The organism is Kitasatospora fiedleri (assembly GCF_948472415.1).
GTDB classification, from domain to species: Bacteria; Actinomycetota; Actinomycetes; order Streptomycetales; family Streptomycetaceae; genus Kitasatospora; species Kitasatospora fiedleri.
Window position 1 is genome coordinate 3041526 of record NZ_OX419519.1, and the last position, 23649, is coordinate 3065174.

Annotated in this window: 20 protein-coding genes; 7 read left to right on the top strand and 13 right to left on the bottom strand. The window is 73.5% G+C overall.

Features of this window, described 5'->3' with window-relative positions:
• Nucleotides 1-81: 81 nt before the first annotated feature.
• On the bottom strand, nt 82-567 hold the full coding sequence (locus QMQ26_RS13955; RefSeq protein WP_282205906.1) for a type 1 periplasmic-binding domain-containing protein: 486 nt from the start codon (nt 565-567) through the stop codon (nt 82-84).
• Between the two features lie 205 nt (nt 568-772).
• Here QMQ26_RS13955 and QMQ26_RS13960 point away from each other — a divergent pair, with 205 nt between their 5' ends.
• Nucleotides 773-1450, top strand: coding sequence for a VanZ family protein (locus QMQ26_RS13960; protein WP_282205907.1), 678 nt, complete (start codon nt 773-775; stop codon nt 1448-1450).
• Between the two features lie 13 nt (nt 1451-1463).
• Here the strand turns inward: QMQ26_RS13960 and QMQ26_RS13965 are convergent, their stop codons facing one another.
• Entirely contained in the window at nt 1464-2294 is an 831-nt protein-coding gene (locus QMQ26_RS13965; RefSeq protein WP_100837942.1) for a hypothetical protein, read from the bottom strand.
• A 309-nt stretch (nt 2295-2603) separates the two neighbouring features.
• On the opposite strand from QMQ26_RS13965, the gene QMQ26_RS13970 reads away from it, so the two are divergent.
• Nucleotides 2604-2786: a PspC domain-containing protein gene (locus QMQ26_RS13970; protein WP_111556310.1), complete on the top strand. Its 183-nt coding sequence runs from the start codon at nt 2604-2606 to the stop codon at nt 2784-2786.
• A gap of 96 nt (nt 2787-2882) precedes the next feature.
• Here the strand turns inward: QMQ26_RS13970 and QMQ26_RS13975 are convergent, their stop codons facing one another.
• The 3 genes from QMQ26_RS13975 to QMQ26_RS13985 all read right to left on the bottom strand — a co-directional run bounded on the left by QMQ26_RS13975 (nt 2883) and on the right by QMQ26_RS13985 (nt 5746).
• Nucleotides 2883-3359 carry a hypothetical protein gene (locus tag QMQ26_RS13975; protein ID WP_100837940.1) on the bottom strand — a complete coding sequence of 159 codons (477 nt, stop codon included), beginning with the start codon at nt 3357-3359 and terminating at the stop codon, nt 2883-2885.
• Between the two features lie 213 nt (nt 3360-3572).
• Nucleotides 3573-4718, bottom strand: coding sequence for an adenosine deaminase (locus tag QMQ26_RS13980; protein ID WP_282205908.1), 1146 nt, complete (start codon nt 4716-4718; stop codon nt 3573-3575).
• 71 nt (nt 4719-4789) lie between these two features.
• The gene (locus tag QMQ26_RS13985) at nt 4790-5746 is read right to left on the bottom strand and encodes a LysR family transcriptional regulator (protein WP_282205909.1); all 957 of its coding nucleotides are present in this window, start codon (nt 5744-5746) and stop codon (nt 4790-4792) included.
• 195 nt (nt 5747-5941) lie between these two features.
• Between QMQ26_RS13985 and QMQ26_RS13990 the strand changes: the two genes are divergently transcribed.
• From QMQ26_RS13990 to QMQ26_RS14005, 4 genes are all read left to right on the top strand, one after another.
• Nucleotides 5942-7096, top strand: coding sequence for an MFS transporter (locus QMQ26_RS13990; RefSeq protein ID WP_318552240.1), 1155 nt, complete (start codon nt 5942-5944; stop codon nt 7094-7096).
• The gene (locus QMQ26_RS13995) at nt 7093-7650 is read left to right on the top strand and encodes a Uma2 family endonuclease (protein WP_282205910.1); all 558 of its coding nucleotides are present in this window, start codon (nt 7093-7095) and stop codon (nt 7648-7650) included. The genes QMQ26_RS13990 and QMQ26_RS13995 overlap by 4 nt, the downstream gene beginning before the upstream one ends.
• A 162-nt stretch (nt 7651-7812) precedes the next feature.
• Nucleotides 7813-9639: a hypothetical protein gene (locus QMQ26_RS14000; protein WP_282205911.1), complete on the top strand. Its 1827-nt coding sequence runs from the start codon at nt 7813-7815 to the stop codon at nt 9637-9639.
• Nucleotides 9640-9650: 11 nt separating this feature from the next.
• The gene (locus QMQ26_RS14005; protein ID WP_282205912.1) at nt 9651-10547 is read left to right on the top strand and encodes a hypothetical protein; all 897 of its coding nucleotides are present in this window, start codon (nt 9651-9653) and stop codon (nt 10545-10547) included.
• A gap of 73 nt (nt 10548-10620) precedes the next feature.
• Here QMQ26_RS14005 and QMQ26_RS14010 read toward each other — a convergent pair whose 3' ends face one another.
• The 7 genes from QMQ26_RS14010 to QMQ26_RS14040 all read right to left on the bottom strand — a co-directional run bounded on the left by QMQ26_RS14010 (nt 10621) and on the right by QMQ26_RS14040 (nt 19378).
• Nucleotides 10621-11898: a thymidine phosphorylase gene (locus QMQ26_RS14010; RefSeq protein WP_282205913.1), complete on the bottom strand. Its 1278-nt coding sequence runs from the start codon at nt 11896-11898 to the stop codon at nt 10621-10623.
• A gap of 93 nt (nt 11899-11991) precedes the next feature.
• Complete coding sequence (locus QMQ26_RS14015) at nt 11992-12330, bottom strand: cytidine deaminase (protein WP_404814175.1); 339 nt, start codon at nt 12328-12330, stop codon at nt 11992-11994.
• Between the two features lie 53 nt (nt 12331-12383).
• The gene (locus tag QMQ26_RS14020) at nt 12384-13649 is read right to left on the bottom strand and encodes an ABC transporter permease (protein WP_100837931.1); all 1266 of its coding nucleotides are present in this window, start codon (nt 13647-13649) and stop codon (nt 12384-12386) included.
• Nucleotides 13646-14812 (bottom strand): ABC transporter permease, encoded by a 1167-nt coding sequence (locus tag QMQ26_RS14025; protein WP_100837930.1) that lies wholly within the window; start codon nt 14810-14812, stop codon nt 13646-13648. Before QMQ26_RS14025 ends, QMQ26_RS14020 begins: the two co-directional genes overlap by 4 nt.
• Nucleotides 14813-14816: 4 nt before the next feature.
• Entirely contained in the window at nt 14817-16436 is a 1620-nt protein-coding gene (locus QMQ26_RS14030; RefSeq protein ID WP_282205914.1) for an ABC transporter ATP-binding protein, read from the bottom strand.
• 304 nt (nt 16437-16740) lie between these two features.
• A complete protein-coding gene (locus QMQ26_RS14035) occupies nt 16741-17802 on the bottom strand; it encodes a BMP family lipoprotein (protein ID WP_282205915.1) in 1062 nt (353 codons plus the stop codon).
• A gap of 325 nt (nt 17803-18127) precedes the next feature.
• Nucleotides 18128-19378 (bottom strand): amidohydrolase, encoded by a 1251-nt coding sequence (locus QMQ26_RS14040; protein WP_404814123.1) that lies wholly within the window; start codon nt 19376-19378, stop codon nt 18128-18130.
• A gap of 402 nt (nt 19379-19780) precedes the next feature.
• Between QMQ26_RS14040 and QMQ26_RS14045 the strand changes: the two genes are divergently transcribed.
• Nucleotides 19781-21841, top strand: a complete 2061-nt coding sequence (locus tag QMQ26_RS14045; RefSeq protein WP_282205916.1) for a S53 family peptidase — start codon at nt 19781-19783, stop codon at nt 21839-21841.
• Between the two features lie 90 nt (nt 21842-21931).
• Here QMQ26_RS14045 and QMQ26_RS14050 read toward each other — a convergent pair whose 3' ends face one another.
• Nucleotides 21932-23521: an acyl-CoA mutase large subunit family protein gene (locus QMQ26_RS14050; RefSeq protein ID WP_100837927.1), complete on the bottom strand. Its 1590-nt coding sequence runs from the start codon at nt 23519-23521 to the stop codon at nt 21932-21934.
• Between the last annotated feature and the right edge of the window lie 128 nt (nt 23522-23649).

Genomic DNA, 23649 nt, shown 5'->3' on the forward strand with positions numbered 1-23649 from the left:
CTTTACTTCCCTTGGGATGGTCTTTACCACTCCGACCTGGGCATATGTGGGTCATGTAAAGATATAAGCTGTCATATCGGACTAACCGGCCAAGAGTTCGTCCACCTGTTCCTGCACATCCGTGGCGGAATCGAGGACGACCAGGTTCCCGCTGGACCCGCCCTGGCCGACGATCGCGAACCGCACCGCGGGGTTGGCCGGCGCGATCGTCCGCAGCGCCGCCGACTCGACGTCCCCGGCCCCCAGGACAGTCGAGCACTTCTGCTGCACCAGCGTGTTGGCGACGATCTCGGCCCGACCCTGCGATCCGTCACCGGTCACCTTCAGCGACGAGATCTGGGCGTGGGTGCGCGCCGAGGCGGCCTGCATCCCGGCCCACACCGGCGCCGCCGCGGCGCCCGTGACCCCCTCCCGGTCGACCAGCAGGCAGATCCGGGTGTCGGTGTATTCCCGGGCCCGCACCGGCAGCCGCTCCGGCTCCTGCGCCGTCGGCCACAGCACCACCGCCAGCACCGCCAGCACCGCTCCACCCACCGCCGCGCCCCACCACACCCTGCGCCGATCCATCCGACCGCTCCTCGCCCTCCGCGACCGGCACCTGCGCCGCCCGCACGGAGCGGTGAGCATAGACGTGGTGCCGGCCCGGCCGGTCGGCGGGGTGGACAGCGGCCCCGGAGGCGCGGCCGAACGGGGGACGGCCGGGCCGCGGGGAACCGGGCCGGACGGAACCTGCGTCTTCCGCAGTGTGCCCACCACCGCACCGAGCGACCGCGTGACCGCCGACGACCGCCCGACCCGCCGACCGACGAGCGGCCGGGCCGGTACCGGACCGGCGGCGCCGTACCGGTCGCGGACGGCGGCCCGGCTGCTGCTGGGCCTGCACCTGCTGCTGCTCGGGTGGCTCTGCCTGCGGCCGGTCCCGGGCGACTGGACCAGCCCGCCCAACCTCAGCCCGTTCGCCTCGGTGCACCAGGCGCTCTCCCTCGGCGCGCCCGCCGCCGCCCGCCGGCTCGGCTCCGGGGTGCTGCCGCTGGCCCCGGTCGGGGTGCTGCTGCCGCTGGCGGTGGGCTCGCCGCTGCGCTCCCGGCTGCTGTCCTTCCTGCGCACCGCGGGCGCCGCCGCGCTGCTCGGCACCGCCCTGGAGATCCTGGGGGGCTGGGCGCCCGGCCACGTCCTGGACGTGGACGACGTGCTGCTCGGCACCGCGGGCGCGGCGCTGGCCCACCTGCTGCTGATGCCGCCGCTGCGCGCCCTGGACCGCCGTCAGCGCGCCGGGACGTGGATCGAGGCCCCGGCGGACGGGGACGCCCCGCACCCGGCGACGACCACCGACCCGACGGCGACGACGACGGCCTCCGGACGCGCGGCGGGCCGGGACCGGACGCGTCCGCGCCCCGCCCCGGCCCCCGGGCTGCCGGTGCTCCGCTCCCCGGCCGCGCCGCGGGGCTGAGCCGCCGGCGGGATCAGCCCGCCGCGGTCTTGAGCGCGTCCAGGTCGATGATCTGGTCGGCCGCCGGGACGGCCGCCTGCACCGGCTTGTCGAAGTCGCTGAACTGCATGCTGCCGGTCTCGCCGCTGACCATGGACAGCAGGTGGGCCTCGCCCTCGTTGGCGATGGCGACCTCCAGCGGGTCGCCGCTCTCCTTGCTCTTCACCCGGAGGACGACCGCCTCGACGCCGCCGACCTGCTTGGTGCCGGCCTTGGTGCCGTCGTTCTCCGGCGTGCCGTCGTCGTTCAGGGCGGCCTTCTTGAGCAGTTGCAGGGACATGTCGCAGAACTCGCCGAAGCCGTCGGCCAGGTCGCCGGTCTTGCTGGAGGTCAGCCACTTGCCGGCGATCAGGTTGGTGACCGAGGTGTTGGCGCCGGGGACGACCACCTTGATGAAGTCGGCGTCCGGCTTGAGCCACACCTTGCCGCCGGTGCGCAGGATCTGCGCCTTGCCCTTGTCCTTGATGGCGATGGTGCCGGCGCAGTTCCCCGCGGAGTCGGAGGCGACGTCACCGCTGATGTCGCCGTCCGAGTCCTGCACCTGGAAGTCGGCCTTGACGCTCTTGAGCTTCGCGTTCGCGGCCCGCATCCGGTCCAGGATCTGCTCCACCGACAGCGCCTCCAGGCCGCCGCCCGCCGCCGACTTCGAGGCCGCGGCGGAGGCGGTCGCACTGGTGGCGGTCGCAGTGGTGGCGGCGGTGGGCGCGGCGTCGCCCTTCTTGGTCCCGTCGGAACCGCAGGCCGTCAGGCCGGTGACACCGAGGGCGGAGAGGACGGTGACGGCCAGCAGCCGGTTCGCACGCATCAGAGCTTTTTTCCTGTTTCCTGGTTTCCTACGACGATCGGAGGCGTGAGTCTTCCAGCGGCCCGGGGCGCTCCCGACACCGCCTCCATCATCTTTACCTCTCCTTTACTGACCATTTCCCGGAAAAATCCGACGGGCAAACTCAGGGAGGACCCGGAGCCGACCCCGAGTCCGACCTCCTCCCGGACGGGGGCCGCGCCAGGGTCCGGATCGCCTTCCCGGTGGACGCGAAAGCGCAGGTCACGGCGGCAGGATGGAGGCATCGCCCCGGCCGGACGGACCGGTCGGGCCCACTCCTCGGAGGAGACGATGAGCAGCCTCGCCCGTCCCCGTCACCACCGCGTCATCGCCGGCGTCTGCGCCGGGCTGGCCCAGCGCTTCGGGCTGACCCCGTGGACGGTCCGGATCATCTTCCTGGTGTCCTGCCTGCTGCCCGGCCCGCAGTTCCTGGTCTACCTGGCCCTGTGGCTGCTGCTCCCCCAGGAGCCGTGAGCCGCCCGCGGCGCGGGGAGCCCGCGCCCGGCACGCACGGAACGGAGGGGCCGCCCCCAGCGGGGCGGCCCCTCCGTTCCGTGCGTGCTGCGGGTGTCAGCCGCCCAGGCCCGGCAGGCCGGGCAGGCCGGGGGCGCCGCCGCCGGTCGGGGACAGGCTGGTCAGGGTGCCGACCACGCCGCCGACCGGGGTCTTGGCCAGGCCCTGGCCGCCGGGGACGGAGTCCAGGCCGCCGACCCGGTTGGCCGCCACCGGGGCGCCCTGCTCCTGGTCGACGCCGCCCGGGCCGGTCTGCTCGGCGACCGGCGGGGCCTGCTCCTCGACGGGGGCGGCGGCCGGGGCGCCGGCGGCCGGGTTGAGGGTGCCGGTCACCGTGCCGAGCTGGTCGCCGCCGGGGAGCTTGCTCACCGCGCCGGTGGCCGCGCCGGTCACGCCGGGGTTGGTGAGCGCGCTGGTCGGCAGTCCGAGGCCGCCGGGGGCGACCGGCGCGGCGGCGGCGGAGCCCGCGGCGGCGGCGGCGAAGGCGACGCCGAGCGCGGCGGCGCCGGCGGCCTTGAGAGTGGCCTGCTTCATGTGTGCGTCCTCAGTCCTGGTCGGGCCGGTGCGCGGCGGTCACCCGGGAGTTGGGGACGTCGCCGTCACACCGAGTCAGCAGTGACCGGCCCACCGTAGTGAGAAGGCCGCCCCAGCCAAAGCCCGTCCACTCCGGAGAGTGATAAGTCGGACCATCCCTCCGGAGCGCGGCACCGCGGGTCGGCCGAAGCTCAGCCGCGGATCGGCCGCGGATCAGCCGCGCGGACCGAACAGCCACTCCGCCTTCAGCCCCGCGTAACCGGGCTTGATCACGTCGTTGATCATCGCCAGCCGCTCGTCGAACGGCAGGAACGCCGACTTCATCGCGTTGACGGTGAACCACTCCAGGTCCGCCAGGGTGTACCCGAACGCGTCCACCAGGTGCGCGAACTCGCGGCTCATCGAGGTGCCGCTCATCAGCCGGTTGTCGGTGTTGACGGTGACTCGGAACTTCAGCCGGGTCAGCAGCCCGATCGGGTGCTCCGCGTACGAGGCCGCCGCGCCGGTCTGCAGGTTCGAGGTCGGGCACATCTCCAGCGGGACCCGCTTGTCCCGGACGTACGCGGCCAGCCGGCCCAGCCGCACCCGGCCGTCCTCGCCGACCGTGATGTCGTCCACGATCCGCACGCCGTGGCCGAGCCGGTCCGCGCCGCAGCACTGGAGCGCCTCCCAGATCGACGGCAGGCCGAACGCCTCGCCCGCGTGGATGGTGAAGTGGTTGTTCTCGCCCTTGAGGTAGTCGAACGCCGCCTGGTGCCGGGTCGGCGGGTGGCCCGCCTCGGCGCCCGCGATGTCGAACCCGACCACGCCCCGGTCCCGGTGGCGGTTGGCCAGCTCGGCGATCTCCTGCGAGCGGGCGGCGTGCCGCATCGCGGTCAGCAGCGTCCCGACCCGAATCCGGCGCCCGCGGGCCCGGGCGTTCGCCTCGCCGATCCGGAAGCCCTCGTTGACGGCCTCCACCACCTCGTCCAGGCTCAGCCCGGCCTCCAGGTGCTGCTCCGGCGCGTACCGCACCTCGGCGTACACCACGCCGTCCGCGGCCAGGTCCTCCGCGCAGTCCGCCGCCACCCGGACCAGCGCCGCCCGGGTCTGCATCACCGCACAGGTGTGCGCGAAGGTCTCCAGGTACCGCTCCAGCGACCCCGAGTCGGCGGCCTCCCGGAACCACGTCCCGAGCTCCTTCGGGTCGGTGGTCGGCAGCCCCCGGTAGCCGCAGTCGGCGGCCAGTTCGACGATCGTCTCCGGCCGCAGCCCACCGTCCAGGTGGTCGTGCAGCAGCACCTTCGGCGCCCGGACGATCTGCTCGGACGTGGGGACGCGCGGGGCCGTGCCCGCGAACGCGGTGATCTGCTTCTCCATCGCAGGAGCATACCTCCTACGCGCGTAGATTGCCTACCGCAACGCCTCCGGGGCGTCCGTCCGCCGCGGCACTAGTCGTGCGCCAGGATGCTCCCACGGCGCGAGAGCACGAAGTCGCGGAAGGCCGCCGCCGGCGGGGTGAGCGGGCGGGCCGCGAGCCAGGCCAGGCCGATGGCGCGGCGGGTGCGGGGGGCGGTGACCTCCAGTTCGACGACGCCGGGGCGGGGGACCAGCGCGGGCGGCAGCAGGGCGACGCCGAGGCCCGCGGCGACCAGGCCGCGCAGGGTCTCCACCTCCTCGCCCTCGAAGGCGATCCGCGGGGCGAACCCGGCCTCGGCGCAGAAGCCCTCCATGATGTGGCGCAGCCCGTACCCCTCCTCGACCGTCACCCAGGGCTCGTCCGCGACCTCGGCCAGCCGAATCCGGCGGCGGGCGGCGAGGCGGTGGTCGGCCGGGACGGTCAGGAACAGCCGCTGCTCGTCCAGCGGGCGGGCCACCAGGTCGGGGTCGTCCGGGAGCGGGGAGACCAGGCAGAGGTCCAGCTCGCCCGCCCGCAGGCGCTCCAGCATCGCGGCGACGTAGTCCTGCACCAGCTGGAAGCGCACCCGCGGGTGCCCGGCCCGGAAGCCGCGCAGCAGGGCGGGGACGGCGTCCGTCCCCATGGTGTGCAGGAAGCCGAAGGCGACCCGTCCGGCCGCCGGGTCGGCCTCCGCGCGGGCCGCCTCCACGCCGCGCTCGACCTCGACGAGGGCCCGCTCGACGGCGTCCAGCAGGATGCGGCCGGAGCGGGTGAGCCGGACGGCGCGGCCCTGCCGGGCGAGCAGGTCGACGCCGAGGTCGGCCTCCAGCCGGGCGACGGCCCGCGACAGGGTGGGCTGCGGCATGCCGAGCAGCTGGGCGGCCCGGGTGACGTGCTCCAGCCGGGCGATCGCCGCGAACTCCGCCAACTGCGGTGCGAGCAGCGTCACATCGGCGTCGGGGCCGAGTTCGGCGGGACGGACCGGCCCGGAGCTGCTCTGATGCGCCATGGCATCGATCATCGCGCATTGATGCATTGGACGCATCAACCGGCCCGGACCTAGCGTCGACGCCATGCAGCCCGCCAGTACCGAGGCGTCCGCGCCCGCCCCGCCAGCGCCCCCACCAGCACCCCCGCCGATCTGCGCCTGCGCCCCGGCAGCCGGGACTTCCGCCGCGCCAACCTCGCCCTGTTCGCGGCGGGCGTGGCCACCTTCGTCCTGCTGTACTCCACCCAGGGCCTGCTGCCGATCCTCTCCGCCGACCTCGGCCTGACCCCCGGTCAGGCCAGCTGGACGGCCTCCGCCTCCACCCTCGGACTCGCCCTCGCCCTGCTCCCGGCCAGCGCGCTGTCCGACCGGTACGGGCGCACCGCCGTGATGACGGCCTCCACCCTGGCCGCCGCGCTGCTCGCCGTGGCCCTGCCGTTCGCCCCGGACCTCACCACGCTGGTGGTGCTGCGCGCCGTCCAGGGCGCGGCGCTGGCCGGGCTGCCCGCCACCGCGATGGCCTACCTCGCGGAGGAGGTGCACCCGGCGGCGCTGGCCTCCGCGATGGGGCTGTACGTGGCGGGCAACTCGATCGGCGGGATGGGCGGCCGGCTGGTCTCCGGCTGGGCCGCGGCCGCCTGGGGCTGGCGCTGGGGGCTGGCCGTCTCGGCCGTCCTGGCGCTGCTCGCGGTGCTGGCCTTCCGCGCGCTGATCCCGCGGGCCCGGCACTTCCGCCGGGCGCCGGTGGACGCCCGGGCGCTGGCCGCGACCGTCGCCGGGCACCTGCGCGACCCGCTGCTGCTGCGGCTGTACGCGCTCGGCATGCTGTTCATGGCGGTCTTCGGCGCGGTCTACAACACGGTCGGGTACCGGCTCACCGCCGCGCCCTTCCACCTCCCGCAGTCGGTGGCCGCCTCGATCTTCGTGGTCTACCTGGTCGGCACCGCGTCCTCCGCCTCGGCCGGCCGCCTGACCGCCCGCTGCGGCCGCCGCGGCACCCTCTACCTGGCGATCTCCACCACCACGGCGGGCCTGCTGCTCTCCCTCGCGGACTCGCTGCCCTGCGCGGTCCTCGGCCTGGTCCTGATCACCGCCGGCTTCTTCGCCGGCCACGCCACCGCCTCCTCCGCCGTCGGCCGCACCGCCACCACCGGCCGCGCCCAGGCCTCCGCGCTCTACCTGATCGCCTACTACCTGGGCAACAGCCTCGGCGGCACCCTCGGCGCCGACGCCTACCACTCCACCGGCTGGCCGGGCACCGCCACCGTCGCCCTCACCGCCATGGCCTGCGCGGCCGGCGTCACCCTCTACGCCACCCGTCGCGCCGTCACCGCCCGCCGGGCGGGAGCCGTCACTACACTTCGGGCATGAGCACCGACCCCGCCGTGTTCGCCAAGCTCCGGGAGATCGCCGCCCGGCTGCCGGAGGTGCCGGGGATAGGAAAGATCGAGATCGCGGACGGCACCATCGTGATGACGACGTCTCCGGTGAAGCGGCACGAGCTCGCGGTGGTCCGCATCGTCCGCCAGCTCAACGAGCAGCTTCCGCGCACCCACCCCGGCCACGTCGCCCACGGCGGCGCCGACGTGGTGGACCCCGTCCGCGGTCGGCTCCGCAACCCGGACGTCATGGTCTTCCCGGAGGAGGCCCTCGACAGCGAGGAAGCCGCGCTCCTCCCCCACCAGGTCCTGTTGGTGGTCGAGATCGTCTCGGCGGCCGACCCGCAGAACGACTACCGGGCCAAGGTCGCCGACTACGCCGCCATGGGCATCCCGCTCTACCTGCTGGTCGACCCGCGCAAGGGCACCGGCATCGTGTACGACGAACCGGGCTACACCCGCCGCACCGACTTCGCCTTCGGCGACGTGATCACCGTCGGCCCCTGGACGCTCGACACCGGCGTCCTGCGCATGTACGCCGGGTAGCCGGGCCGGGCCGGTGGACGCGGGGGTTGCCGGGGGCGGTGGGCGGCGTGACGCTGGAGGCGGCCTGAAGTTTCGCGCGCGTCCGGTCGGCCGCGGGTCCGCGTGCCGCGCCGCCGGTCGGCCGCAGGACGCCCGCCCGACAGTGGGATGTGGGTGACCCCCATGATCGATGCCAGAACCCATGCCGCCGCGCTGGCCGAGCACCGGGAGGGCCTGGCCGCCGCGCAGGTCGACCCCGCGCTGCGCCCCGCCCTGGACGAACTGCTCGCCGAGGTGGCCGACCACCCCGCGGACGCCGCCCTGGGCAGTCTGCTGGACCACCTGCTCCAGCACGCCCAGTCGGACGGCCTGGAACTCGACCTGCTCGCCGAGGCCGCCGCGATGTGGACCGAGGGGGTGGACCTCTACACGGAGATCGGCGCGGTGCGCGCCGACATCGAGGCCGCCCTCGCCGACCCGGCGCACCCGGACGCGGCGGCGAAGTACTGCGGGGCCACGGTGCGCCTGCGGAAGCTGGGCGAGCGGGTGCACGGCAAGCACCTGGAGATCCAGGACCTGGGCCGGCGGCTCGCCGAGATGCGGCACGTCCCGGAGCACCCGCGGCAGGGCGACCTCCCGCTGGACGCCTGGGGCTGGGGCGACGTCCTCCTGGCCCGGCGCACCGACGCCTTCGTCCGCGCCGCCTTCGCCACGGCGGACACCCCCGCCACCCGGGCGACGGCCTTCGGCGCCCTGTCCGGCCACGCGGCGAACGCCGCCGGCTCGGCCTACCTGGGCAAGGTCGTCGGCGGGCCCCGGCGCAGCCACCGGTTCCGGGACCGGATCGCCCGCAACACCGTCGGCTGCTACCTGGCCCAACTGCGGCCGGAGGCCGGGGACTTCCGGCGGCTCGCGGCCACCCTCCGGTACGACGCGGCCCCCGGGGCCGGGCTCCCGGACGAGGCGGCGGCGTTCCTGACCGAGGTGCTCGAACAGACCTACGACCTGGGCGCGACGGCGCCACTGCCGGACCTCCGGCTCGGGTACCGGCGCCTGGTGCGGCAGTTGGAGCTGCTCGGCACGTTCCGGCAGCCGCCCCGGCCGAAGCTCCCCGCCCCGGTGTTCGTCCGGCGGCTGTGGGCCGACCCGGCGGACCCGCCGGCCCAGACGGTCACGACCGAGACGGCCACCCCGCCCGCCGTCGCCGACTCCGGGCTCGGGCCGGCCACGTACTCGGGGCCGGCGGTGCCCCCGTACCAGCGCCCGCCGTCCGCGACGGACAGCACCCGGGACAGCGACAACCAGTGCGGCAGCTTCTGGCTGGGCGTGCTGGGGTTCATCGCCTTCGTCGGGACGCTGGGCGGCGTGTGCTGGGAGCAGTGGGGGAACGGCACCTCGTGCACCTTCTGGGACAAGCACGTGTCGGACAACTTCCGGCACGCGTTCGAGAGCAGCCTCAGCCCGGAGGAGCAGGCCGCCCTCGCCTCGCAGTACCAGCCGCTCACCTCGGAGGAGTTCGCCCGGGGGGCCGACCTGCCCCAGCTCACCCAGTTGGTGGGGCTGCTGTTCGACTTCCAGGCCCGGCTGTGGGAGGGCCTGCGGAAGGCGGGCGGCTACCTGGCCGGGTGCGGGGTGGCGGCGCCGGACGGGCGGCTGCGCTACCCGCTGTACCGGCAGTTCCTCGCGGTGCCGTCGAGCGGTGACAACATCACCCCGCGCCGTCCGGAGGCCGATCCGGTGGCGGTGTTCTACCGCTACCCGCTGACCCCGCTGGAGGAGCCGTCCGACGGCGGCGGCGGGCTGCCGGTCGGCACCGACCCCGGCTGGCTGCTGCGGGAGTCCACCGCCGCGGTGACCGCGCTGTGGACCGGGATCGCCGAGGGCGCGTCCGGCGAGGCCAACCCGGACCTGGACGCCGACCGGTTCCGCCGCTACGACTGCTGGGCGGCCGGCGGGTCGATCGACGACGACCCGGTGGACGTCCGGGTCCTCGACTACGACGAGACGTGAGGAGGCCGGCCATGCCCGCGCGAAACGACGGCCGCGACCCGGAGGGGACCACCGACGACCGGCCGTACCTGTTCGTCCACAGCTACCCGCCGCCGGTCCTGCCGGCCGGGTCCTTCCCGGTCGACAACGGCGTGCGGCCGGTGCCGCCGGAGGTCTGCTGGTACCTGTGCTCCGGCATCCAGCCGCTCACCGCCTTCCAGCCCGGGGAGGACCTGACCGTGCAGGTGACGGTCGGGAACTGGCAGGGCGGCAACAGCGAGTCGATCGCCTACCTGGGGCTGTGGTGGTCGCCCCCGGTCAGCGGCCCGCTCGTCCCGGACGCCGACAAGTTCCTCGGCCTCACCACCGTGGTGGTGCCGCCGCACGGCGGGCAGGTGGTCTCCGACCCGCTGACCGGCCGCATTCCCGCGGACGCCGGCGACCACGTCTGCCTGCTGGCCCAGGTCCGGCACCCGCTGGACCCGCCGGGCACGAACGTGGCCGACCCGGTCAACGACCGGCACTGGGCGCAGCACAACCTGGTCGTGCTGCCGTCCGGCGGCGCCGGGACCCTCTCGTTCCTGGCGTCCAACCCGCTGGCGGAGGAGGCCGAGTACCTGATCGGCGTGGGGCCCGTCCCGCCGGTGCGGTGGCCGGGCTTCCGGCTGGACGGGGACCCGGAGCCGGTGGGGGCGGAGGCCGGGCTGATCGTGCTCACCGGCCCGGACGGGCAGGAACTGGCGCGCGACGAGGGCGAGTTGTCCTGCGCCCTCGCCCTGGACGGCGGGGAGCGGCGGCGGCTGGAGGTCACGGTCGAACCGGCCGGGGCGGTGGCGGCCGGGACGTTCGCGCCGTTCGAGGTCGTCCAGTACCGGATCGGCGCGGAGGTCCCGGCCGGCGGGATCGGCCTCGCGTTCACCGGCGGCTGAGCGGCCGGGCCCCCGGCCCCAGGCCCCGGCCCCCGGCCCCGGCCGCGACGGTCGGCCGATCCGGTCCGGGACGTCAGCCGATCCGGTCCAGGACGATCGGGGCCGGGGTGAACGCGGTGCCGGCCGGGGCGACGGTGACGGCGTCGGCCAGGGCCTCCAGGGCGTACGGGAAGCGCTCGGGGGTGTCGGTGTGCAGGGTGAGCAGGGGCTGGCCGGCGGTGACGGGGTCGCCGGGCTTGGCGTGGAGTTCGACGCCGGCCCCGGCCTGGACCGGGTCCTCCTTGCGGGCGCGGCCCGCGCCGAGGCGCCAGGCGGCGACGCCGACGGCGTAGGCGTCGAGGGCGGTGAGGACGCCGGTGGCGGGGGCGGGGACGACGTGGGTCTCGCGGGCCACCGGGAGGGCGGCGTCGGGGTCGCCGCCCTGGGCGGTGATCATGCGGCGCCAGTGGTCCATGGCGGAGCCGTCGCGCAGGGCGTCGGCCGGGTCCTTGCCGTGGACGCCGGCGGCGGTGAGCATCTCGCGGGCCAGGGCGAGGGTGAGTTCGACGACGTCGGCGGGGCCGCCGCCGGCCAGCACCTCGACGGACTCACGGACTTCGAGCGCGTTGCCCGCGGTGAGGCCGAGCGGGGTGGACATGTCGGTGAGCAGGGCGACGGTGGCGACGCCGGCCGAGCGGCCGAGGCCGACCATGGTGCGGGCGAGCTCGCGGGCGTCGTCGAGGTTCTTCATGAACGCGCCGGAGCCGACCTTGACGTCCAGGACGAGGGCGCCGGTGCCTTCGGCGATCTTCTTGGACATGATCGAGGAGGCGATCAGCGGGATCGCCTCGACGGTGCCGGTGACGTCGCGCAGGGCGTAGAGCTTCTTGTCGGCGGGGGCCAGCCCGTCGCCGGCGGCGCAGATCACGGCGCCGCAGCCGCGCAGCACGTCGAGCATCTCCTCGTTGGAGAGCAGGGCCCGCCAGCCGGGGATGGACTCCAGCTTGTCGAGGGTGCCGCCGGTGTGGCCGAGGCCGCGGCCGGAGAGCTGCGGGACGGCGGCGCCGCAGGCGGCGACCAGCGGGGCGAGCGGGAGGGTGATCTTGTCGCCGACGCCGCCGGTGGAGTGCTTGTCGGCGGTGGGGACGCCGAGCGAGGAGAAGTCCATCCGCTCGCCGGAGCGGATCATCGCGTCGGTCCAGCGGCTGATCTCGCGGGCCGTCATGCCGTTCAGCAGGATGGCCATGGCCAGGGCGGACATCTGCTCGTCGGCGACCTCGCCGCGGGTGTAGGCGTCGATGACCCAGTCGATCTGGGGGTCGGTCAGCTCGCCCCGGTCGCGCTTGGCCCGGATGACGGAGATGGCGTCCATGCAGGTGCTCCAGAAGATCCAGAAGAGGTGAAATGCGTAGAGTGCCGCGGGATGTCCTCCCGCGACACTCTACGCGCGTAACAAGGTGGGCGGCTACAGCCGCTCCGGTCCGAACGCGTCCGGCAGCACCTCGCTCATCGGGCGGATGCCGGAGGGCAGTTCGACCAGCAGGTCGGGCCCGCCGTGCTCGTACAGCAGCTGGCGGCAGCGCCCGCACGGCATCAGCAGCTCGCCGCCGCCGTCCACGCAGGTGAAGGCCACCAGCCGGCCGCCGCCGGAGGCGTGCAGCGCGGAGACCAGCCCGCACTCGGCGCACAGGCCGAGGCCGTACGAGGCGTTCTCCACGTTGCAGCCGACCACCGTGCGGCCGTCCTCGACCAGGGCCGCGGCCCCGACCGGGTACTTGCTGTAGGGCGCGTACGCGTGCCGCATCGCCGCCCGGGCGGCCTCGCGCAGCGCCGCCCAGTCGACCTCCGGTGCCGCCGTCACTTGGCCTGGCCCTTGCGGTAGACCAGGCCGTCCGCCTTCGGCATCCGCAGCCGCTGCGAGGCCAGCGCGAGCACCACCAGGGTGATCACGTACGGGGTGGCCACGATCAGCGGGCGCTGCACCTCGTCGGTGCAGGCGTACCAGGCGGCGACGCCGCCCGCGACGACGATGCTGATCGCACCGGCGGTGAGCTTGCGGCGGTAGAACTGCCAGAGCGCGAGCAGCGCCATCGCGACGGCGACCACCAGCAGCAGCACGTGCACCGAGTCGGCGTCGCGCAGCTGGAGGCTGTCGGTGAAGCCGAACAGGCCCGCGCCGGCGGCCAGGCCGCCCGGCATCCAGTTGCCGAAGATCATCGCGGCCAGGCCGATGAAGCCGCGGCCCTGGGTCTGCCCGTCCCGGTAGAAGTGCGCGGCGACCAGCGAGAGGTACGCGCCGCCGAGGCCCGCGAAGGCGCCGGAGGCGGTCACCGCGAGGTACTTGTACTTGTAGACGTTGACGCCCAGCGACTCGGCGGCGGACGGGTTCTCGCCGCAGGAGCGCAGCCGCAGGCCGAACACGGTGCGCCAGAGCAGGAAGTAGCTGGCGACCAGGAACACGGCGGCGATCAGGGTGACCACCGACAGCTCGGTGACCAGGCCGCGGACGATGCCGGCCACGTCGGAGACCAGGAACCAGTGGTGCTTCTCGACGCCGTCCAGCCAGCCGGACAGGCCGGGGAAGGTGAAGGTGGGCAGCGAGTCGGAGGGCGGCGACTGGTTGGCGCCGGCGCCGTCGGCCACGTAGTCCTTGTAGTAGATCCGGTTGACGTAGGCGCAGATGCCGGGGATCAGCAGGTTGATGCCGACGCCGGAGACGATGTGGTCGACGCCGAAGGTGACGGTGACCAGCGCGTGCAGCAGGCCGCCGAGCGCGCCGCCCGCCATGCCGGCCAGCAGGCCGACCCACGGGTTGACCAGGAAGCCGCCCCAGGCGCCGCAGAAGGTGCCGGCCACCATCATGCCCTCCAGGCCGATGTTGACCACGCCCGCGCGCTCCGACCAGAGGCCGCCGAGGCCGGCCATCGCGATCGGCACGGCCGAGGAGAGCGCGGCGGCGATCTGGCCGGAGGAGGTCAGGCCGTGGTTGCCGGTGGCCGCGCCGACCGCGGCGAACAGCACCAGGGCGAGCGCGATCAGCAGCAGCACCACCGGCCAGGTGAGCTTGGTCCGCTTCGCGGACGCGACCGGCGACTTGGGCTTGCCGGCGACTGCGGTGCTCATGCCGCGACCTCCTTCTGGGCGGCCGCGGCAGCCTGCGCGGCGAGCTCGGCGCCGACCTTCTGCTGCTGGCGCTTGAGGCCGTAGCGGCGCACCAGCTCGTAGGCCACGACGACACAGATGACGATGGTGCCCTGGATCACCGGGATGATCTCGGACGGGTAGTCGCCCCGGGTGGGCAGCTGGGCGCCGGAGGCGTCCAGGAAGGCGAACAGCAGCGCGGAGAACGCGATGCCGATCGGGGTGTTGCGGCCGAGCAGCGCCACCGAGATGCCGATGAAGCCGAGGCCGGTCTGCACGTTCTGCCCGAAGTACGGGGTGTTCTGCATGAGTTCGGGCAAGCCGACCAGACCGGCCAGCGCGCCGGAGACCACGATCGAGGTGATCACCATGCGCTTGACGTTGACGCCGGAGGCGCTCGCGGCGGTCTCCGAGCGGCCGGTGGCCCGCAGGTCGAAGCCGAACCGGGTGCGGTTCAGGGTGAACTGGAAGACCACGCCGACCAGCACCGCGATCACGATGAAGCCCCACAGGGTGCCGCCCTGGGTCTCGATCGAGAAGAAGTGGCTGGACTCGGAGATCTTGCCGGTCTGGATCGAGTTGGTGGTGCCGCTGGTCTTCGGCGCGAAGATGCCGGGCACCAGCAGCACGCCGATCACGGCGGTGGCGATGGCGTTCAGCATGATGGTCGAGATGACCTCGCTGACGCCCCGGTAGACCTTCAGCAGGCCGGCGATCGACGCCCACAGGCCGCCGACGCACATCGCGACGACCAGCAGCAGCGGGATCTGCAGGAAGGCCGGCAGGTCGACCTGGCTGCCGACGAACGCGGCGAACATCATGGCCAGCTTGTACTGGCCCTCGATGCCGATGTTGAACAGGTTCATCCGGAACCCGAACGCGGCGGCGGCCGCGGCCAGATAGTACACGGTGGCCTTGTTCAGGACGGCGACCTGCCCGTCGGACGCGGTGCCGTAGTTCCACATGATGGAGAAGGCGTCGAACGGGTCGCGGCCGGAGACCGCCAGCAGGGCGCCGGCGATGATCAGCGACAGCAGCACCGCCAGCACGGGGGCGGCCAGGGCGAGCCCGATCCGCTCCAGGTCGACGCGCTCGCGCAGCGACCGCTTGGCCGCGGGTGCGGCCGGGGGGTTGGGACTGGTCATGTGGCTACTCCCCCGCCTGCTCGTCGTCGGCGGTGTCGGTGGACGGGGTGTCGGTGGGCGCGGCGGCGTCGGGCGCGGTGCCGGTGGACGGCGCGGCGGTCCCGGTGCCCTCGGCGGCGGCCTGCGCCCCGGCGACGGCGTCCGGGGCGGACTCGATGTGGCCGCTGGCGGCGCCGGTCATCGCGCTGCCCAGGTCCTCGGCGGTGACGGTGGCCGGGTCGGCGTCGGCGACCAGGCGGCCGCGGTAGATCACCCGGATGGTGTCGGACAGGCCGATCAGCTCGTCCAGGTCGGCGGAGATCAGCAGCACCGCCAGGCCGTCGCGCTGGGCGGTGCGGATCTGCTCCCAGATCTGGGCCTGCGCGCCGACGTCCACGCCGCGGGTCGGGTGGGCGGCGATCAGCAGCTTCGGGGCGTGGCTCATCTCCCGGCCGATGATCAGCTTCTGCTGGTTGCCGCCGGACAGCGAGGCCGCGGTGACCTCGATGCCGGGGGTGCGGACGTCGTACTCCTCGACGATCCGCTGGGTGTCGGCCCGGGCGCCGGCCGGGTCGAGCAGCACGCCCTTGGAGTTGGGCCGCTCGGTGACGTGGCCGAGGATGCGGTTCTCCCACAGCGGGGCTTCCAGCAGCAGGCCGTGCCGGTGCCGGTCCTCGGGGATGTAGCCGATGCCGGCCTCGCGGCGGGCCCGGGTCAGGGTGCCGGTCAGGTCGGCGCCGTCCAGCGTGACGGTGCCGGCGTCCAGCGGCAGCATGCCCATGACGGCCTCGACCAGTTCGGCCTGGCCGTTGCCCTCGACGCCGGCGATGCCGAGGATCTCGCCCTTGCGGATGCGCAGCGACACGTCGTCCAGGACGACGCGCTCGACGCCCTCGGCGTCCGGCTTGGCGATCCGCAGGCCCTCGACCCGGAGCATCTCGGTGTCGGTGACGGTCGACTCGCGGCTCTCCGGGGAGGGCAGTTCGGCGCCGACCATCAGCTCGGCGAGCTGGCGGGCGGTGACCCGGCGCGGGTCGGCGTCGCCGACGGTGGTGCCGCGGCGGATCACGCTGATCGCGTCGGCCACCGAGAGCACCTCGTGCAGCTTGTGCGAGATGAAGATGACGGTGACGCCCTCGGCCTTGAGCTCGCGCAGGTTGTCGAAGAGCGCGTCGACCTCCTGCGGCACGAGCACCGCGGTCGGCTCGTCCAGGATCAGGATTCGGGCGCCGCGGTAGAGCACCTTGAGGATCTCCACCCGCTGCCGGTCGGCCACGCCCAGGTCCTCGACCAGGGCGTCCGGCCGGACGCCCAGGCCGTACTGGTCGGACAGCTCGCGGATGCGGGCCTTGGCCTTGGCGCCGATGCCGTACAGGCTCTCGCCGCCCAGGACGATGTTCTCCCAGACGGTGAAGTTGTCGGCCAGCATGAAGTGCTGGTGGACCATCCCGATGCCGCGCGCGATGGCGTCCGCGGGGGTGACGAACTCCACCTGCTCGCCGTCGATGGCGATGGTGCCCTCGTCCGGCTTCTGCATCCCGTAGAGGATCTTCATCAGGGTGGACTTGCCCGCGCCGTTCTCGCCCATCAGCGCGTGGACGGTGCCCCGCCGCACGGTGATGTCGATGTCGTGGTTGGCCACCACACCGGGGAAGCGCTTGGTGATGCCGCGCAGTTCGACGGCAGGTGTCGCCGTCCCCGCGCGGGGGGTGCCGTCCGTCGGGACGGAGTCGGAGGGGGTGATGGCGATCTCCTGCTGGTCGTCGGGCGCTTCGTCGCGCTGAGGGCTCAGTGGGGAAACCCGGGGGGAGCCGTGCCGCGGGGCCGGGGGGCGGTGCGGCGGTGTGCCGTGGGTGGAACCGGCAGGGGCCCGGGCGGGCGCGCCTGGGCGCGCCCGCCCGGGCCCCTGCCGTGCGATCGGGTCGGACCGGCGGTGGGCCGGACCGGCCTTACGGGGCGGTCGGGACGGTGGTCTGGCCGCTGGTGATCTGCTGGGTGGCGGCGTCGATCTTGGCCTTGATGTCGTCGATGTAGCCACCGGTGGTGGCCAGCGACACGCCGCCCGCCTTCAGGTCGAAGTTCTGCACGCCGCCCTGGGTGCTGTTGTCCTTCGCCGACTTGATGTAGGTGAAGACGGCCTTGTCCACGTTCTTCACCATCGAGGTGAGGATGTGGTCCTTGTACTTGTCCAGGGCGGGCTGCTTGGCCTGGTCGGAGTCGACGCCGATGGCCCACTTGCCGGCGGCGGAGACGGCCTCGATCGCGCCGGTGCCGGAGGAGCCGGCGGCCGAGTAGATGACGTCCGCGCCCTTGTCGAGCTGGCCCTGGGCGGCCTGCTTGCCCTTGCCCGGGTCGGCGAAGCCGGTGAAGTCCGGCGGGGTGGTCAGGTAGGTCACGTCGACCTGGATGTTCGGGTCGACGGACTTGGCGCCCGCGGTGTAGCCGGCCTCGAACTTCTTGATCAGCTCGGACTGCACGCCGCCGATGAAGCCGACGTGCTTGGCCTTCGACTTGTTGGCGGCGGCCACGCCCGCCAGGAAGGAGCCCTGCTCCTCGGAGAAGGTCAGCGAGGTGACGTTCTTCGGCTGGTCGGCCGAGGAGGAGTCGATGATCGCGAACTTCACGTTCGGGTTCTCGGCGGCGACCTTGTTCACCGCGTCCTGGTAGACGAAGCCCACCGCGATGATCGGGTTGAAGCCGCCGGTGACCAGGGACTTCAGGCGCTGCTCCTTGTCGCCCTCCGACTCGCCCGACTTGGCCTCGGCCTCGGTGATGGTGGCGCCCAGGTCGGTCTTGGCCTGGTCCAGGCCGCGCGCGGCGGAGTCGTTGAAGGACTGGTCGCCGCGGCCGCCGATGTCGTAGGCCATGCCGACCTTGAAGCTGGAGCTGCCCGCACCGGCCGAGGAGGAGGTGGAGTTGTTGTCGGTGCTCTTTGCGCCGCAGGCGGCGAGCGAGGCGATGCCCAGGGAACCCGAGAGCACTGCCGCGGCGAGCTTGAGTGAACGGCGCAAGGGAGTTTCTCCTTCTCACACACCCGGTTGGCGTGGTCGTGCGCCACCGTAACGCGCGTAGAACACGGTTGTGTTACGGCCTGCGGGGGCGTCCGGGTTGTTATCAAAATGTGGTCGTACGCCCAGGCAAATCCGGACATAGCCGCACACATGGCCAACCCTGCGTTCCTTACCGGCTGGTATCGGTCCACCACGCTACGCCCCCCGCCCGGAGGCCGAGAAGGCGCCTCGCCGCTACGCCCCCGCCCGGGGGGCGGGAAGGCGCCGCGCCGAAACCGCGGGGAGCCCGGGGCGGCGGCCCCGGGCTCCCCGCGCTCGTGCCCGGTCAGGTCCGGGCGTGCTCCAGCGCCAGCGCGGCGAACAACTCGACGCCGATCCCGATCGCCCGCTCGTCCGCGTCGAAGTCGCCCTGGTGGAGGTCCCGGGCGCCCTTCTCGTGCGGGCCGCGGACGCCGAGCCGGGCCAGCGCGCCCGGGGCGTGCTCCAGGTACCAGGAGAAGTCCTCGCCGCCCAGGCTCTGCTCGGTGGGCTCGACCACCGGGCCGCGCCCCTCGGCGAACCGGGCGTTCATCGCCGCCTCCAGCTGGTCGATCGAGGCGGCCTCGTTGACCACCGGCGGCACGCCCCGGTGGTAGTCGAGGCTCCACTTGGCGCGGTGGGTCTCGGCCAGGTGCGCGACCAGCTCCTCCAGCACCTCCGGCGCCTCCCGCCAGCCGGCCAGCTCCAGGCAGCGGACGGTGCCCTCCAGCTCGGCGTGCTGCGGGATCACGTTCGGCGCGGAGCCGGCCGCGATCCGCCCCCACACCAGCGAGACGCCCCAGCGCGGGTCCATCCGGCGGGAGAGCCCGGCGGGCAGCTCGGCGGCCAGCTTGGCCACCGCGGTGACCAGGTCGGTGGTCAGGTGCGGGCGGGCGGTGTGCCCGCCCGGGCCGTCCAGCGAGATCCGCACCTTGTCGCAGGCCGAGGTGATCGCCCCGGCCTTCAGCCCGATCCGGCCGACCGGCACCTTGGGGTCGCAGTGGACGGCGAAGATCCGGCCGACCCCCTCCATCCCGCCGGCCGCGATCACGTCCAGCGCGCCGCCGGGCATCATCTCCTCGGCGGGCTGGAAGATCAGCCGCACCGGGCGGGACAGCTCCCCCGCGGCCAGCGCCTGGGCCAGTACCAGGCCGGTGCCGAGCACCACCGCGGTGTGCACGTCGTGCCCGCAGGCGTGCGCCCGGCCGGGGAGCGTGGAGCGGTAGGGCACGTCCTGCTTGGCGTCGTCGATCGGCAGCGCGTCGATGTCGGCCCGGAACGCGAGCAGCGGGGTGCCCGGCGCGGTGCCCGGCGGGACGAGGTCCACCAGCAGCCCGGTGCCGCCGGGCAGCACCCGCGGCTCCAGCCCGGCGGCGACCAGCCGCTCGCGCAGCAGCCGGGTGGTGCGGAACTCCTGGCGACCGAGCTCGGGGTGCCGGTGGAGGTCACGGCGCAGCTCGATCAACTCGGCCCGGTACGACGCCACCCGGGCGCGCAGGTCGGCGGGCGGACGGGCGGCGGTGACGGTGGCGGCGGCTGCCGGCTGGGGAGCGTTCACCTTGTCAAGGGTAGGCCGGTCGTGCGGTTTTGGCCCGGGTTCCGGAGAACTGATCACCGGATGGGTGCATGGCGGCCGCCGGGATGGGTAGGACACTTCGTTTCAGCCCGCCCTTCGTTCCGGTCCCCCCGGCCCTGTGCAACGAATCGCACCGGCCATCGGACACGGCGGCTGCTCCGTGCGGGCCCCGGAGCGCGGGGGCCAAACGTTTCCCCCCGATCGGGTCATGCCGGGGTAAAGCTTTCGGACGTGCTCTTGAGTGGCGTACATCAGTCCGCATAGACAGCTTTCGCACAGTCAACTCCGGTGCCGCGGTGGGGGGTCTTCCGCTCGCGGCGCGCCCCGTCACGCCCTCACGAGGGGCAGTTGACGCTCCATCGAACCGAGAAGGGGGGACCCGACGTGCCCATCGCGCGCAACAAGCTCGCCCAGAGCATCGCTCCGGCCACCGTCGCCGCCGCACTGATCCTCACCACCCTCGGCGCGGCCGTTCCGGCCTCCGCCGCCACCCCGGCCGGCGACAGCGCCCAGGCCCTGCCCGGCACCCACCCCGAGTGGGCCACCCCGCAGGCCGACGCCGGCGCCGCCGACGCGGCCGCCCCGGCCACCGCCCGGATCTACCTGGCCGGCCGTGACGCCAACGGCCTGGCCGCGCTCGCCAAGGCGGTCTCCGACCCGAACTCCGCGGCCTACGGCCAGTACCTGTCCTCCGACCAGGTCCAGGCGAAGTTCGGCGCCACCCCGCAGCAGGTCAAGGCCGTCACCGACTGGGTGACCGGCGCGGGCCTGACCGTCTCCGCCGGCACGAACCACTACGTGCAGGTGGCCGGCTCCACCGCCGCGATGGCCAAGGCCTTCGGCACCGGTTTCCACAACTACCGCACCGCGGACGGCACCCACCGCGCGCCCGCCTCGGACGCCAAGGTCCCCGCCGCGGTGGCCGGCTCGGTGCTGGCCGTCTCCGGCCTGGCCGACGCGATCCACAAGAACAGCTCGAACGCCACCTCGGTGCGCGAGGCCGAGCAGCGCGCGAACGCCGCCTCCCGGCTCGCCGCCCCCGACAAGAAGGCCCCGGCCACCCTGCCGGACGTGCCGACCTGCTCCGAGGACGGCTACGGCTCCAAGACCGCCAAGGGCGCCCCGGACGGCTACGAGAAGAACGAGCCCTTCGCCCCCTGCTCGTACGTCCCGTCCCAGCTGCGCAAGGCGTACGGCGTCAGCGACGCCAAGGTCACCGGCAAGGGCGCCCGGGTCGCGATCATCGACGCCTACGGCCTGTCCACCATGGAGCAGGACGCGAACCACTTCTCCTCGCTGCACGGCGACCAGCCGTTCAAGTCGGGCCAGTACACCGAGTACGTCACCCCGGACCAGTGGACCCACGAGGACGAGTGTGGCGGCGCCGAGGGCTGGGCCGGCGAGGAGGCGCTCGACGTCGAGATGGTGCACGGCCTGGCGCCCGACGCCCAGGTCGTCTACGTCGGCGGCAACTCCTGCTACGACGAGGACCTGTACGACGCGATGGCCAAGGTCGTCGACGGGCACCTGGCCGACGTGGTCTCCAACTCCTGGGGCGAGATCATGCACGGCACCACCGGCGACATCGACCCGGCCGTGGTCGCCGCCGACAACCAGATATTCCAGCTCGGCGCGGTGACCGGCATCGGCTTCACCTTCTCCTCCGGCGACTGCGGCGACGACTCCCCGGGCGCCGCCGCCACCGGCGTCAACTGCCAGGCCGACACCAACCAGGCCCAGGCCCAGTGGCCGTCCTCCTCCCCGTGGGTCACCTCGGTCGGCGGCACCGCGCTCCAGCTCGACAACAAGGCCGGCAAGTACGCCGCCGAGGTCTCGATGGGCGACCTGCGCTCGGTGCTCTCCGCCGACCAGAAGTCCTGGGTCCCGGCCCTCCCCGGCACCTTCTACTTCGGCGGCGGCGGCGGTGTCTCCAAGGACTTCGCCCAGCCGTGGTACCAGCAGGGCGTGGTCCCGGACCAGATCGCCAAGACCGCGGCCGACGGCACCAAGTCCAAGACGCCGCTGCGCGCCACCCCCGACATCGCGATGAGCGGTGACCTGGTGGCCGCCACCCTGGTCGGCTACACCGACGCCGGCGCCTACAGCGAGGGCGGCTACGGCGGCACCTCGGTCTCCGCCCCGGAGACCGCCGCGATGTTCGCCAACGCGATCCAGGCCCGCGGCGGCCGCGCCCTCGGCTTCGCCAACCCGGCGCTCTACGACCGGGCCGGCAGCAAGGCGTTCAACGACGTCAACGACAGCGCCGTCCACACCAAGCGCGGCAACGTCGTCGACCTCGGCGTGGTGAGCGGCTCGCTCAGGGTCCGCCTCTACAAGATCGGCGCGGACTACGGCCTGTCGGCCTCGAAGGGCTACGACACCGCCACCGGCCTGGGCTCCCCGGGCAAGGACTTCTTCAAGTCCTTCACCATCAAGAAGAAGTAACCGGCGACACGCCGGAGGGGCTGTCGGGGACCTCCCCGACAGCCCCTCCCGCTTTCCCGCCGCGACCGCGCGCCCCGTCGGGGGCGCCGCTCAGAAACGGTCGACCGGCACGTACGTCCCCCACACCCCGCGCAGCGCGTCGCAGACCTCGCCCACGGTGGCCCGGGCCGCCAGCGCCTCCTTCATCGGGTACAGCACGTTGTCGGTGCCCTCCGCCGCCTTGCGCAGCTGCGACAGCGCCCGGTCCACCGCCGAGGAGTCCCGGTCGGCGCGCAGGCGCCCGAGCCGCTCGGCCTGCTGCGCCTCGATCGCCGGGTCGACCCGCAGCGGCTCGTAGGGCTCCTCCTCGGCGAGCTGGAAGCGGTTGACGCCGACCACGGTCCGCTCGCCGGAGTCCTGCTCCTGCTGGATGCGGTACGCGGTGCGCTCGATCTCGCCCTTCTGGTAGCCCTGCTCGATCGCCGCGACGGCGCCGCCCATGTCCTCCACCTTGGCCATCAGCTCCAGGGCGGCGGCCTCCAGCTCGTCCGTCATCGCCTCGACCACGTAGGAGCCGGCGAACGGGTCGACGGTGGCGGTGACGTCGGTCTCGAAGGCGAGCACCTGCTGGGTGCGCAGCGCGAGCCGGGCGGACTTCTCGGTCGGCAGGGCGATCGCCTCGTCGAAGGAGTTGGTGTGCAGCGACTGGGTGCCGCCCAGGACGGCGGCCAGCGCCTGCACCGAGACGCGCACCAGGTTGACCTCGGGCTGCTGCGCGGTGAGCTGCACGCCGGCGGTCTGGGTGTGGAAGCGCAGCATCTGCGACTTGGGGTTCTTCGCGCCGAACTCCTCCTTCATGACGCGGGCCCAGATCCGGCGCGCGGCGCGGAACTTGGCGACCTCCTCCAGCAGCGTGGTGCGGGAGACGAAGAAGAAGGAGAGCCGGGGCGCGAAGTCGTCGACGTCCATCCCGGCGGCGACCGCGGTGCGGACGTACTCGATGCCGTTGGCGAGCGTGAAGGCGATCTCCTGCGCGGGGTTCGCCCCGGCCTCGGCCATGTGGTAGCCGGAGATGGAGATGGTGTTCCACTTGGGGATCTCGGCCCGGCAGTACTGGAACACGTCCGCGATCAGCCGCAGGCTGGGCTTGGGCGGGAAGATGTACGTGCCGCGGGCGATGTACTCCTTGAGCACGTCGTTCTGGATGGTGCCGGTCAGCCGGCCCGAGGGCACGCCCTGGGCCTCGCCGACCAGTTGGTAGAGCAGCAGCAGCAGCGAGCCGGGCGCGTTGATGGTCATCGAGGTGGAGACCTCGCCGAGCGGGATGCCGCCGAACAGCACGTTCATGTCCTCGACGCTGTCGACCGCCACGCCGACCTTGCCGACCTCGCCGGAGGAGATCGCCGCGTCCGAGTCGTAGCCCATCTGGGTCGGCAGGTCGAAGGCCACCGACAGGCCCATGGTGCCGTTGGCGATCAGCTGCTTGTAGCGGGCGTTGGACTCGGCGGCGGTGCCGAAGCCGGCGTACTGGCGCATCGTCCACGGCTTGCCGGTGTACATGGTCGGGTACACGCCGCGGGTGAACGGGTACCGGCCGGGGGTGCCGAGCCGGCTCGCGGCGTCGAATCCGGCCAGGGTCTCGGGGCCGTACACCGGCTCGATCGGCAGTCCCGACTCGGTGCGGCGTGGCTCGGCTGCCATGGGGGTTCCTCCGCGGGGGGTGGGTGAGGGTTAGCGCTGATTAACGGGTCAGCTGGATACGCAATGTAGCCGTGCCCCGTCGGCAGCAGACAGATGCCACGGCTGGGAGCTTGCTCACAACACCCGCG

Bases quoted from the DNA above. Each gene is read 5' to 3' on its own strand.
- QMQ26_RS13955 (WP_282205906.1), bottom strand. From the start codon at position 567: ATGGATCGGCGCAGGGTGTGGTGGGGCGCGGCGGTGGGTGGAGCGGTG.
- QMQ26_RS13965 (WP_100837942.1), bottom strand. From the start codon at position 2,294: ATGCGTGCGAACCGGCTGCTGGCCGTCACCGTCCTCTCCGCCCTCGGT.
- QMQ26_RS13970 (WP_111556310.1), top strand. From the start codon at position 2,604: ATGAGCAGCCTCGCCCGTCCCCGTCACCACCGCGTCATCGCCGGCGTC.
- QMQ26_RS13975 (WP_100837940.1), bottom strand. From the start codon at position 3,359: ATGAAGCAGGCCACTCTCAAGGCCGCCGGCGCCGCCGCGCTCGGCGTC.
- QMQ26_RS13980 (WP_282205908.1), bottom strand. From the start codon at position 4,718: ATGGAGAAGCAGATCACCGCGTTCGCGGGCACGGCCCCGCGCGTCCCC.
- QMQ26_RS13985 (WP_282205909.1), bottom strand. From the start codon at position 5,746: ATGGCGCATCAGAGCAGCTCCGGGCCGGTCCGTCCCGCCGAACTCGGC.
- QMQ26_RS13995 (WP_282205910.1), top strand. From the start codon at position 7,093: ATGAGCACCGACCCCGCCGTGTTCGCCAAGCTCCGGGAGATCGCCGCC.
- QMQ26_RS14000 (WP_282205911.1), top strand. From the start codon at position 7,813: ATGATCGATGCCAGAACCCATGCCGCCGCGCTGGCCGAGCACCGGGAG.
- QMQ26_RS14005 (WP_282205912.1), top strand. From the start codon at position 9,651: ATGCCCGCGCGAAACGACGGCCGCGACCCGGAGGGGACCACCGACGAC.
- QMQ26_RS14010 (WP_282205913.1), bottom strand. From the start codon at position 11,898: ATGGACGCCATCTCCGTCATCCGGGCCAAGCGCGACCGGGGCGAGCTG.
- QMQ26_RS14015 (WP_404814175.1), bottom strand. From the start codon at position 12,330: ATGCGGCACGCGTACGCGCCCTACAGCAAGTACCCGGTCGGGGCCGCG.
- QMQ26_RS14020 (WP_100837931.1), bottom strand. From the start codon at position 13,649: ATGAGCACCGCAGTCGCCGGCAAGCCCAAGTCGCCGGTCGCGTCCGCG.
- QMQ26_RS14025 (WP_100837930.1), bottom strand. From the start codon at position 14,812: ATGACCAGTCCCAACCCCCCGGCCGCACCCGCGGCCAAGCGGTCGCTG.
- QMQ26_RS14050 (WP_100837927.1), bottom strand. From the start codon at position 23,521: ATGGCAGCCGAGCCACGCCGCACCGAGTCGGGACTGCCGATCGAGCCG.